Origin of the sequence: Chitinophaga chungangae, from assembly GCF_017742215.1 — a bacterium.
GTDB lineage: Bacteria > Bacteroidota > Bacteroidia > Chitinophagales > Chitinophagaceae > Chitinophaga > Chitinophaga chungangae.
Genome location: NZ_JAGHKP010000001.1, coordinates 736232 through 748005, shown reverse-complemented (window position 1 = coordinate 748005; position 11774 = coordinate 736232). Strand labels below are relative to the sequence as shown.

The following is an 11774-nucleotide window of genomic DNA, read 5'->3' as shown; positions in this document are numbered from 1 at the left end:
ACAAAAAATGTACGCTCCACGCCTTCACCAGGAACAGGATTGGGAAACCATCGCGGCGTTTATCCACCGGCATAGTTTTGCGCTGTTGATCAGCGTGCAGGACGGCCTCCCCACAGGTACGCACCTGCCGGTTGAGCTGGCGGAAAAATCTCCCGGCGAGTTCGTGCTCCGCGGTCATATCGCGAATGCCAACACGCAGGCCGCGGCTTTCACCAGCGGGCAAACTTTCCTCACGGTATTCTCCGACCCCCACGCCTACATTTCTTCTTCCTGGTACGAAAAAGATAAGATCCCCACCTGGAATTATATTGCAGTGCACGTATACGGCACACTCCGCATCCAGAGCGAAAACGAGCTTATCGAATCGCTCGGGGCGCTGATGAACAAATACGAAGCCGCCAGCCGGCGCCCCGTAACCATGTCAGACATCGGCGAAAAAGAGATCCGCAACAATCTCAAAGCCATTACCGGTTTCGAGATCGCTATCACGCGCATCGATACGCGTTTTAAGCTCAGTCAGAATAAAAGCGATAAAGATTATGCCAGCGTGGTGCAGCATTTACAGCAGCATCCCTCATCCGGCGCACAGGAGATCGCTGCTGAAATGATTAAACGGCGCAGCTAAAAAGAGATCATTCAAATTTTTATAAAAAGAACTTTGTCTTGCATTTCGGGGCAGGATGCACAGCTTTTTATAAAAATTTGAATGATCTCTTTTCCCCGGGGGAAATTCCATGAAAAAAGATGGAGGATGAAAATTCGTCATGCCACAAACATTCACCTGATTGAGATCCCCAATGCCAATGCAAAAAAAGAAAACACTCCCCCAACCCACCAATTTCCCCTGCTCCCACCAAAAAACACTAAAATTTTCCAACGCAGTCAAAAAAGAAGGGCCGGGTTGAAATATATATTTTAAGAAAATACTGAGCACGATAAAAAGAAACACACAGCCCAGTTTATTTTCTTAAAATATATATTTCAACCCGGCCCACCATAGCGCGGGGAAAATTATAGTGTAAACACCTTCCCTCCTACGATTACGTCTTGTTTGGCTTCGTCGAATGTTGCTTTCATGCCCGTTCTGTAAGCGGCGGTGCCCATGATGAGCGCGATGGAATGGGAATATGCGGCTTCGATGGGCGCATTCGTTTTCACGTCCTGTTTTCTTACGCATTCCATCCAGTTGCGCACATGCGCGTTCGTGGTATCGTCGCCGCCGGTGTTGGCGCCGGCTTCCACTGCAGCGGCGTTTTTGCTGAGGTCGAGCTCCGGCAGCAGGTTCGCCTTCATGCCCATTTCTTTCGCTTCCCTTTCGCGAAGGCCGCCGGTAGGACTGATCTTATTCGTGCTCATATCGATCATGCCGCCGTTGGAAAAATACAATTCCTTGGTGCCGCCTGCCGAATTGTGGAAGCGGGAGCTGTATACCACCTGGAAACCGTTGGAGGGGTCGTTTTGCGGGCCATAGTCGAACACTGCGGTGAGCGTGTCTGCGTTTGTGCGGCCGTCTTTCCACTGGTAGATGCCGCCGTTGGCAACGGCGCTGCGCGGGTGTTTGAGACCGCTGAACCAGTGGACCGTATCGATCTGGTGCGTCATCCACTGGCCGAAAATGCCGGAGGAATAAGGCCAGAATAGGCGGAACTCGAGGTATTTGCGCGGGTCCCAGCTGTCTTTGGGGCGCGTGCAGAGAAAACGTTGCCAGTCTACATCCGATTCTTTGATGGACCCCGTAAGGTCCGGCCTGCGCCAGCGGCCCGGCTGGTTTACGTTCCAGGTCATTTCCACCATGGTGATGGGGCCGAATTTTCCCTCTTGTATGAATTTGGCGGCGGCGTGATAGCTTGTCCCGCTTCTGCGCTGCGTGCCTACCTGGAACACTTTGCCGGATTCTTTCACTGCTTTGAGCGCCATCCGCGCGTCGGCCATGGTTTCGGCGAAAGGTTTTTCACAGTACACATCTTTTTTGTTATTAACGGCTTCGGTGGCATGAAAAGCGTGCTGGAAGTCTGCCGTGGCGATCATCACCGCGTCGAGGTCTTTGATCTTGTACAGTTCGTCGTTGTTCACGCAGGTCTGTATGCCGTGCCCCAGTTGTTTTTCAAGAATGGCTTTCCCTTCTTCGCGGCGCCTGTTCCAGATGTCGGACACGGCCACGATATCAAAGTTCAAATCTTTGCGGTTCCCCATAAAACAGGGCATAAGCGCCTGTCTGAAACGGTCTGAAAAACCCACCACGCCTACGTTTACCCGGTCGTTGGCGCCCATGATGCGGGCGTAGCTGCTGGCCGGCATCCCCATTGCGCTGAGTGCAACGCCCGCGCCGCCCATCAGGGACAGTTTCAGGAATTCGCGGCGGTCCTTTTTAACTTCGGTCATATCGGATCATTTTTTTGTTGTAGTGATTGTGCTATGCTGTGTTATTGATAGGCTTCTTTGAGCTGCTGCTGCATGAATACCAATGCGGGCCTGCATTCTTCCTTCATGTTTTCCCACCTGCATTCGATGGTGATGCGGCCTTTGTAGCCGGCTTTTTTCAGCGCGGCGAAATAAGGCCTGAAATCTTCCGGCAGCGTGCCCGGCGCGCGGCGGCCTTCTTTTTCGGCGATGTGGCAATGCACCAGCCAGGGCGCGGCTTTCACGATATGTTCCGGATCTTCCGATTCTTTTTTCATATGATAGATGTCTGCCGTGATCCTGAAATTCGGATGGTCCACGGCTTTCACCAGGCTGGTGACCATTTCGAGGGTGGTAAGGAAATTATCTTCCGTGCTGTTCAGGTTTTCAATGGCGATGATCCGGTCGTATTTAGCGGCCACCTGTGCCATTTTGCGGGAAATGGCGACCAGTTCTTTGACGGAAGTTTGCCGGTCCATGCCGTCGAGCAGTTTGCGGGAGCCGGCGCTGCCGAACACGATGATCTTGATGCCGGCTTCACGGGCGTGAGACATGAGGGTGTCCACATACCCGAGAATTTCTTTTTCGGGCGTGGCGCCGGGGCCGATGAGGCGGATGGTGCCGGGCAGGAAAAGGTTGCAGGAGCGTACTTCGAGCTTCATGGCTTTGAGGCGGGCCAGCTGGTGGCGGTAGGTGGAATCGGGCACACCGGGGGCAAGCAGTTTACGGGCTGATTCTTCGATATACACGTAACCGGCGCTGCTGAGCAGGCTGTCGTTGTCGAAAGAAGTGGCTACGCCGATCTGCGGCAGCGTTTGCGCATTCGATTGCAAAAAAGGCCATACGAGGGCGAATAACAGGCTGAACAACGCGGATAATTTCATGGGAATCTAGTTTTTACATACCGTGGCACAGCAAAAAATAAGCACTTAAATCGGAAAATCAAAATGGGGATTTGGCAAAAATGCCTGAAATTCGCTGCTAATTGCAAATTACACTATGAACAGACAGGAATTGGTGCAGCTCATCAGGGACAGGAAGTCTTATTTATGTGTCGGTCTCGATACGGACATTCACAAGATCCCCAAACACCTGCTATCCCACCCCGACCCGATGTTCGCCTTCAACAAGGCCATCATCGACGCTACAAAAGACCTTTGCGTTGCTTACAAGATCAACACGGCCTTTTATGAATGCCAGGGCATCCGCGGCTGGGAAAGCCTGCAGCGCACCGTGGAATACATCCCGAAAGACATATTCACCATCGCCGACGCCAAACGCGGCGATATCGGCAATACTTCCACTTATTACGCCAAAACCTTCTACGAAACCTACGGCTTCGATTCCGTGACCGTGGCGCCTTACATGGGCCGCGACAGCGTGGAGCCTTTCCTCGCCTTCCCGGAAAAATGGGCGATCGTACTGGGGCTTACCTCCAACGCGGGCAGCGCCGATTTCCAGAAGCAGACGCTGGGAAAGGAAAAATTGTATGAAAACGTGATGAGAACATGCGCCTCATGGGGCTCGCCTGATAATATGATGTTCGTGGTAGGCGCCACGCAGGCCAGCGCCGTGGCAGATATCCGCAAGGTGGTGCCGGACCATTTTTTCCTCGTTCCCGGCGTGGGCGCGCAGGGCGGAAGCCTGAACGACATCTCCGAAAAAGGGATGAACCAGGATGTAGGCCTGCTGGTGAACGCCAGCCGCGCGGTAATTTATGCGGGCAACGACGAGCGGTTTGCCGACGATGCGCATGCCGCCGCGTTGCAGTTGCAAAAAGAAATGGCAGGTTATCTCTAAAAAAGAAAGAAACAATATTCATGGGCGCCTCGCGATTGCGGGGCGCTTTTTTTAGCGGAACAGGCAGTTCTTCACCGTCCACCAGGGTTTGATCGTGTAGGTCAATCTTCCCGTCATTACCGCCGTATCCGAATCGATCAGCGAAACGGCTTCGAGGCTGTCTTTACAATTGAGAATAAAGATCCCGCGCAGGCTGTCTGCATGTCCGAAAGGCCCCGCGGCCAGCAGTTTGCCGTCCGCCGCCATTTTCCGGATGCCCGCGATGTGTTTTTCCTGGATAAGCGCGGTGCTGGCAGCGTCCTGCCCGCGGTTGGGCCCGGCTTCGAGAAATACCATCCAGTATTGTTTCACTTCCACCTGCGGTTCCGCATCGATACCGGCCACCGGCTGGTTTTGTTCGGCGGTAAAACGGAGGGTACGGGAAGAAAAAGTGGCGATCACGAAAGTCAGGAACACCGCCAGCAGGAACACAGGCATCAGTTTGGCCATACGGAACAGATTTGCTCTGCCCTAAGGTAGCAACTTTGGTGTAATTCCGTAAATTGGAACCATACACAAAATCTTTACCCATGCACCAGGACCTGTTTCAATCGCCGGACTATTATCAACTGGACGAATTGCTTACCGAAGAACATCAACTCGTGCGCGCTTCCGTGCGGGAATGGGTAAAGAAGGCCGTCACTCCCGTCATAGACGACTATTGCCAGCGGGCCGCCTTTCCCGAGCACATTTTACCCGGCCTGGGCCAGCAGGGCTGCTTCGGCCCTACGCTTCCCGTGGAATACGGCGGCGGCGGACTGGATTATATCTCCTACGGCCTGATGATGCAGGAACTGGAACGCGGCGACAGCGGCGTGCGCTCGACCGCTTCCGTACAGGGTTCGCTGGTGATGCACCCGATCTTCACTTACGGCAGTGAAGAGCAGAAACGGCGTTTCCTGCCCAAAATGGCCACCGGCGAGATCATGGGATGTTTCGGGCTTACCGAGCCGGATTTCGGCTCCAATCCCGCCGGGATGCTCACTTATTTCGACGACGACGGCGACCACATCCTGCTCAACGGCGCCAAAATGTGGATATCGAACGCACCCTTTGCGCATATTGCCCTCGTATGGGCCAAAGACCCTGCGGGAAAAGTGCGCGGGGTGATCGTGGAACGCGGGATGGAAGGGTTTTCCACCCCCGAGACCCGCAACAAATGGAGCCTGCGCGCCAGCGCTACCGGCGAACTGGTGTTGGACAACGTGCGTGTCCCCAAAAGCAACATCCTTCCCGGCGCTTCCGGGCTGAAAGCGCCCCTCTCCTGCCTTTCCAGCGCCCGCTACGGCATCGCCTGGGGCGCTATCGGCGCGGCCATGGACTGTTACGATACCGCGCTCCGTTATTCGAAGGAACGCGTTCAGTTCGGCAAACCCATCGGCGGTTTCCAGCTGATCCAAAAAAAACTCGCCGAAATGATCACCGAGATCACCAAGGCGCAACTGCTGAACTGGCGGCTGGGCGTATTGAAAAACAACAATAAAGCCACGCCCGAACAAATATCCATGGCCAAACGCAACGCCTGCGAAACCGCCTCGCACATCGCACGCGAAGCCCGGCAGATCCTGGGCGCGATGGGTATTTCCGGCGAATACCCGATCATGCGGCACATGATGAACCTGGAAAGCGTACTCACCTATGAAGGCACACACGAGATACACCTGCTCATCACCGGCATGGACATTACCGGTCAAAATGCATTTTCCTGACGATTTTATTAAATTGTGCGCATGAAGGGTTTATTATTGCTGCTAAGTATATGCATCACCGTTAGTTCGTACGCGCAAAAGGCCATCACCGTTTCCGGCAAAGCGCAGGGCACTTATTACGTGATCAAATACCTCAGCAGGGATACCGTTTCCCTGCAGCCGGAGATCGAAGGGCTTTTCAAACAGATAGACCGCTCCCTTTCCCTGTACCTGCCCAGCTCGCTGATCAGCCGCTTCAATAAAAGCGGCAAGGTGATCATGGACGATCATATGCGCACGGTGATCAAAAAAGCGCAGGAAGTATCGCGCGTAACCGACGGGCTGTTCGACATTACCGTGAAACCGCTGGTAGACCTCTGGGGCTTCGGTGTGGAACGGCACAACAACGGCAAACCCACGCCCGAGGCCATCAGGCGAACATTGCGGCATGTGGGCTATCAAAACCTTACATTACGCTCGCGGTACCTGCTTAAAAAAGAGCCCGGCGTTGAAATAGACTGCAACGGCATTGCGCAGGGATATACGTCAGACGTGATCGCCAAATTCCTGCTGTCGCGCGGTATCTCCAATTACCTCGTGGACGTGGGCGGCGAACTGGTGGCCTTGGGGAACAACGAAAAAGGACTGCCCTGGAGCGTGGGCATCGAAAGGCTGGAACAGGGGGCGGGCCATCAAAACCTGCTGATGATGACCAGCGGCGCGGTGGCCACCAGCGGCAATTACCGGCGTTTCTTCGACGAAGGCGGCACGCGTTTCGCGCATACCATCAATCCGCGCACCGGCGAAGCCGTCCACAACAACATCATCACCGTAACCGTAACCGCGCCAGACGCTATCACGGCCGATGCCTACGACAATGCGCTGATATTGCTGGGCGTGGAAAAAGGACTGGATTTTATCCGCGATCATCCCAAACTGAAACTCGGCGCCCTGTATATCTACAAGGATGCAGACGGGCAGGTGCGCGAAAAATATTCCGAAGGGTTCTTCGAACAACGGTAAAAAAATGGGGCCGCCCCTGGCAGCCCCTCACACTCACATGTTCCGTCAATTGTGGTTACTGGATATGGAACTTCACGCCAATATTTGCTTGTATCGAATTGAAGTTTGAGATCTCGTTCACTTTAAACGGCGCGTAATTGTACTGAACGTTTGCATTCAGCATTACCGGCGAATATTTTCCGAAAGGCACGTTAACGCCCAGTTCGGGGCTCACCTGGAACGCCCATTTATTTTCTTTCTCCACGAACTCGCCCCAGTATTTTTCGTAGTTCATGTTGGCGGTACCCACGCCCAGGCCGGCATACGGCATCACCCTTGCTTCGGGGGAAGCCAGCGTGTACTGCACGGTAGCGAGGATGGGAATGGTTTGCAGCGTGTGGGTTTGCATGGCGCTCACATCTTCGCCTTTGCCGGGATATACGGCGCGGGGCACTCTTTCATAAAAATCGCTGAAACCGGTTTTGAGGCCCAGCGCCAGGCGGTCGTTGAGCGCGTATTGCAGGCCTATCTGCCAGCCGCGGAAGCTGGTGTTTTTGGCGTAATCGCTCAGGGAGCCGAGCGGCTGCGCGATGGAATAGTTCAGGTTGAGCGACAACGGCGGCCTGCTGCTTTGCGCGAAAGCGCCGCTTACGCCCAGCGAGCCGATCAGCACGAGTATGATTGTTTTGATACTTTTCATTTTTCTTCTTTTTTAACTTTCACCAATCAGTTAGTTAGATGTTTTCAGGTACTGGCTCTGGTCGAACACCGCCTTGAGCATGGAATCAAGGTTATTGCCGTTCCACACGCCGGTGCCGCGCAGCTGCGCGTTCCAGATGGCGGTAAGCTGGTTGCCATGACTGGCCGCATTTTTCAGGTCCACAAGGTCTACCGCCACCGATTTTTCATTGTACTGGAATACGGTGTAATAAGACGGGAACCAGTAGTTCCAGCCCGGGTAGCCCCAATAGCCGGTATCCCAATACCCGGGCCATCCTGCCCAGTAACCGGGGTCGTAGCCCACCTGTGTGGTAGTGTTGTCGATACGGGTAACGTTCATGGCGAGATCGGGTTTCGCGCTTTTGTCTACCAGCGTGTACCCGCGCGACTGCATGGACGATTTAAGGTTCGTCAGCAGCGCCTGATCGTAAGCCGTCAGTTCTTTTGCGGCGCCCTGGCGGTTGCTGATGACTGCAACGGAATCTACTATGCTGAAAGTTTTGTAAGAGGAGAAATCGGCTTCTTCGTCGTAATTCGTTACATAAATACGGGATTCTTCAGCCGTCATGTCTTTGAGAGGGTCCTTCCTGCAACTGCTTACCAGCAATGCGCCCGCAGCCAACACGCTTAACATAAATCCTGTTCTTTTCATATGTGTTCAATTTTTATCCGGTTTTAGGGAATGGCCGGAAGATGCAGTCCGTTCACACACTGTTTCTACCCTGCATTACTGTCAATTTGGTAAACGGACCCACATCATTCTCCATATTCTCACGATATCAACGTCACTCCGGCTGTCTTTTTATTGAACGCTATAGACAGGAGAAAGTTACTGTTGGTTTACAGTAGAAAAGTTAAAATACCGCTAAAGAAATGTTAAAGCAAAAGCCGCCCTGGGGGCGGCTTGCATGGGGGATTTACCTTATATATTCTCGAAAATAAATGTTATGTTTTTGCGTTGTAGAACGCCGGAAAGGTCAGTTTAGTATGCCACGGCTGGAGAGTTCTTCCTGCAGTTGCGCGGGGCTGAGAAAATGGATGGATTCGATGCCGAATTCTTCAGCGGCTTTTACGTTCCTGGAATTATCGTCGATAAAAATGGACGTTGATTTATCGACGTTATAACGGTCGAGCAGCAGCTGGTAGAACGGGTGATGCGGTTTGCGGAGTTTTTCCTTTCCGGACACCACGATCCCGTCGAACCATTGCAGGAACTGGTATTCCATGAGGGCGATGGGAAAGGTTTCGTTGCTCCAGTTGGTGAGGGCGTAGAGTTTGAAGCGGCCGCTTTCCTTGAGTTTTTTGAGAATTTCCACGGTTTCCGGGATGGGGCCGCCCAGCATTTCCTTCCATCTGCCGTAAAAAGCGCGTATCTGCGCTTCGTACTGCGGGTGCTGCGCGATGAGCAGGTCGGTGCCTTCGGCGAGACTGCGGCCTTCGTCCTGGGTCTCGTTCCAGTCGGAGGTGCAGACGTTTTCGAGGAAATCTTCCACTTCTTCCGGCGTCGCGAAGATCTTGCTGTACAGGTAACGGGGGTTCCAGTCAACGAGCACGGCGCCGAGATCAAATATGATGGAGTGGTAAGCGTGGTTTTTCATTGAATCTTATCTTTATTGGTTCCGGGAACTGGGGCCCGGTTTCATAACGGTAAATGTATTGCACGGTTCGCTGGCAAGCAAGGCTTTATATCAATTTTTTTTATAAAATATCTAAGACTGGTCGTCCGGCTGCCGGCCGGGGCCTGTCAGCAGGGCATCGGCAGCTTCGTCGAGCAGTTGGAGGTCTACCGAGTCGCTGCCGGCGATGCCTTCGATGGAACCTTTGATGTGTGCGGCGTTGAGCAGCACTTTTTCCAATTGTTTTTCGCGGGCTTTCCAGAGTTTCTCCATGGCTTCGCGTTCCTTCTGGATAGAGGCTTTCATGGCGCGGAAACCTTCGCGGATGGCGCTCCATTGTTCTGCGAATTCGCCGCTGGTGAGGTAATGATAGAGGAGGTGCATCTTATCGCCTTTGTTTTCCTGGCTTTTGGCGGAGCTGTAGATCTTCAGGATGGCGTCGCGGAGCACGTAGGTGAGGCTTTTCACTTCGTGGAAAGAGCAGATCCATACGCCTTCCTTTTCGCCGAAGCGTTCGAAGCCGGGGGGCATGGTGCGGGTAACGAGCACGGCTACGTCGGCGCCCTGGCTGCGCATGTCGGCTTTCAGCTTTTCGATCCATTCAGGGGAAAAGCTGCTGGTGCGTTTGCTTTCGTAGATAATCTTTCCGCATTCCTGGCCGTACTGGTTGCGCACGGTCTGGATACAGTCGGCCCCGCGCACGCCTTTGCCCACTTCGCTGACGGCGTCGAAGGGGAAGGTGGCGCGCAGCATTTCTTCGAGCGCGAGCTCCTGAACTTCGCCCTGGAGCTGCATGGAGCCTTGTTCGGCTTTGCGGCGCATTTCTTCGGCGAGGCGGCGCTGGTCTTCCAGTTGTTTTTCCATTTCGCGGATGCGCATCTGGTGCTCGGTTTCTTTCAGGTTATTGCGTTCGGCCTCGTCTTTGCGGATCTGTTCGGTGAGGCGGGTACGTTCTTCGAGGATCCGTTTCTGGAGGGAAAGTTCGAGTTCCTGTTCGCGGTTTTGGAGGTCCTGCGCTTTTTTGAGGAATTCCAGCTCTTTGAGGCGGGCTTCTTTGAGTTTCTCTTCGTTGTCTTGCTGTGACTGTCTGAGCAGTTGCAGCTGGTTTTCGAAGTCGGCGGCCACGTCTTTGCGGATGGAAGCGGACATTTGTTCCTGCAGTTTTATTTTTTCGGCCTGGAGGCGTTTACCAAGCTCTTCGTCTTGTTGCTGGCGTTGCCGGAGGATGGTCTCGCGGTCTTGCGCGATTTGCTGTCGTTCTTTTTCCATCTGGTTTTTGGCGGCCAGTGTTTGTTGCTCTATTTCGTTTTTCTGCGCCTGCAGTTCATCGAGTTTTTTTCGCCATTCGGCGGCCATTTTTGTCCGCATTTCCCGTTCGATATCTGCTGCGAAAGCATCTTCCATGACGAAATGATGTTTGCAGGCCGGGCAGGTGATTGAAGTTCCCATAGTTCACATGATTAATAGCCGGTTTAAATCTCCGGCGGCGAAGCGCAGTGTATCTGCGTGCGTGGGTGTAAAGTTAGCCGATTTTTCAGTAATGCCGTTTCCCGCGGCGCCCTATTGCAAATTTCATTTTCCATCGCCTTTTCCGGGATATTCTATTCTAATCCGGAGATTTCCTCAGCCTGTTTTTCATGTTTTGATCCTTCTCCTTCCGAAATTTGGTTTCGGAATTTGGAAACAGAAAACAAAAGGACGAGGCATGTTTCCACATGCTGAAAGTCGCGATAATTAAATTACTGATTCATTTTGGGGAACTCTGACACGGGGGACCGTATCCACGGGCATACCCGGATTTTGGTAAACATTGTGCATTCTTCAACAAGTGCATTGGAAAATTAAAAACCAACCTGCTTTTCCTGGCGGGTTCTGTTTTGTTTTGTTGGAAGGGGTTAACACGGTTCTGTTTGTTTGATGGAAGGAGCTAACACGGGTTCTGTTTGTTTTGATGGAAGGAGCTAACAGGGGTTCTGTTTGTTTTGATGGAAGGAGCTAACAGGGGTTCTGTTTTGATAGAAGGAGCTAACACGGGTTCTGTTTGTTTTGATGGAAGGAGCTAACACGGGTTCTGTTTTGATAGAAGGGCTGAGTACAGTCTTGGGTTGATCACGATCCACCATAAAGCAAAGCTTTTCGTGCCGGCGCGGGCCAGCAGTGAATCCAGGTAGTCGTCGATAAGATCATTGAACTCCCTAAAACGATCCTTCCCGGAAGCGTTGTAATATAAAGCGTGCGTTTCCGCCGAAGTACCAGCCATGGAAGGAAAGGCATCAAAAAAAGCTTTCGCGCGGCTGCACGGCGTAAGCTGCGACATGGCCGGGCAACCGGTCAGAAAACAGAATGCAATGCATAATAAACGTAACATGAACTGTATTTTGATCAAAAAAATAGCGTTGTGCAAAGCCCAGCGGGCGGACGATAACCTGGAACGACCTATTCTACGTTCTGAATGTTGTTTAACGATGTTGGGATGAGGCAGGGTTGCGCGGACCTGTGCAACTTTTCC

At 52.9% G+C, this 11774-nt stretch carries 12 protein-coding genes; 4 read left to right on the top strand and 8 right to left on the bottom strand.

Annotated elements, in window-relative coordinates:
* The first annotated feature begins 7 nt into the window (after nt 1-7).
* A complete protein-coding gene (locus J7I43_RS03265; protein ID WP_209143178.1) occupies nt 8-625 on the top strand; it encodes an FMN-binding negative transcriptional regulator in 618 nt (205 codons plus the stop codon).
* A 386-nt stretch (nt 626-1011) separates the two neighbouring features.
* Here the strand turns inward: J7I43_RS03265 and J7I43_RS03260 are convergent, their stop codons facing one another.
* Together J7I43_RS03260 and J7I43_RS03255 are read right to left on the bottom strand one after the other, a co-directional pair.
* The gene (locus J7I43_RS03260) at nt 1012-2382 is read right to left on the bottom strand and encodes a Gfo/Idh/MocA family protein (protein WP_209143176.1); all 1371 of its coding nucleotides are present in this window, start codon (nt 2380-2382) and stop codon (nt 1012-1014) included.
* 41 nt (nt 2383-2423) lie between these two features.
* The gene (locus J7I43_RS03255) at nt 2424-3284 is read right to left on the bottom strand and encodes a sugar phosphate isomerase/epimerase family protein (protein ID WP_209143174.1); all 861 of its coding nucleotides are present in this window, start codon (nt 3282-3284) and stop codon (nt 2424-2426) included.
* Between the two features lie 115 nt (nt 3285-3399).
* Between J7I43_RS03255 and pyrF the strand changes: the two genes are divergently transcribed.
* The gene (gene pyrF, locus J7I43_RS03250) at nt 3400-4200 is read left to right on the top strand and encodes an orotidine-5'-phosphate decarboxylase (protein ID WP_209143172.1); all 801 of its coding nucleotides are present in this window, start codon (nt 3400-3402) and stop codon (nt 4198-4200) included.
* A 51-nt stretch (nt 4201-4251) separates the two neighbouring features.
* Here the strand turns inward: pyrF and J7I43_RS03245 are convergent, their stop codons facing one another.
* Nucleotides 4252-4689: a YciI family protein gene (locus J7I43_RS03245; RefSeq protein ID WP_209143170.1), complete on the bottom strand. Its 438-nt coding sequence runs from the start codon at nt 4687-4689 to the stop codon at nt 4252-4254.
* A gap of 80 nt (nt 4690-4769) precedes the next feature.
* Between J7I43_RS03245 and J7I43_RS03240 the strand changes: the two genes are divergently transcribed.
* The gene (locus tag J7I43_RS03240; protein WP_209143168.1) at nt 4770-5948 is read left to right on the top strand and encodes an acyl-CoA dehydrogenase family protein; all 1179 of its coding nucleotides are present in this window, start codon (nt 4770-4772) and stop codon (nt 5946-5948) included.
* 21 nt (nt 5949-5969) lie between these two features.
* Complete coding sequence (locus J7I43_RS03235; protein WP_209143166.1) at nt 5970-6950, top strand: FAD:protein FMN transferase; 981 nt, start codon at nt 5970-5972, stop codon at nt 6948-6950.
* A gap of 55 nt (nt 6951-7005) precedes the next feature.
* On the opposite strand, the gene J7I43_RS03230 is transcribed toward J7I43_RS03235, so the two are convergent.
* From J7I43_RS03230 to J7I43_RS03210, 5 genes are all read right to left on the bottom strand, one after another.
* Complete coding sequence (locus J7I43_RS03230; protein ID WP_209143164.1) at nt 7006-7629, bottom strand: outer membrane beta-barrel protein; 624 nt, start codon at nt 7627-7629, stop codon at nt 7006-7008.
* A gap of 30 nt (nt 7630-7659) precedes the next feature.
* Nucleotides 7660-8301, bottom strand: a complete 642-nt coding sequence (locus tag J7I43_RS03225; RefSeq protein ID WP_209143163.1) for a DUF4136 domain-containing protein — start codon at nt 8299-8301, stop codon at nt 7660-7662.
* A gap of 325 nt (nt 8302-8626) precedes the next feature.
* Nucleotides 8627-9247, bottom strand: coding sequence for an HAD family hydrolase (locus tag J7I43_RS03220; protein WP_209143161.1), 621 nt, complete (start codon nt 9245-9247; stop codon nt 8627-8629).
* 111 nt (nt 9248-9358) lie between these two features.
* On the bottom strand, nt 9359-10714 hold the full coding sequence (locus J7I43_RS03215; RefSeq protein WP_209143159.1) for a DUF2130 domain-containing protein: 1356 nt from the start codon (nt 10712-10714) through the stop codon (nt 9359-9361).
* A gap of 610 nt (nt 10715-11324) precedes the next feature.
* Nucleotides 11325-11633: a hypothetical protein gene (locus tag J7I43_RS03210; RefSeq protein ID WP_209143157.1), complete on the bottom strand. Its 309-nt coding sequence runs from the start codon at nt 11631-11633 to the stop codon at nt 11325-11327.
* Between the last annotated feature and the right edge of the window lie 141 nt (nt 11634-11774).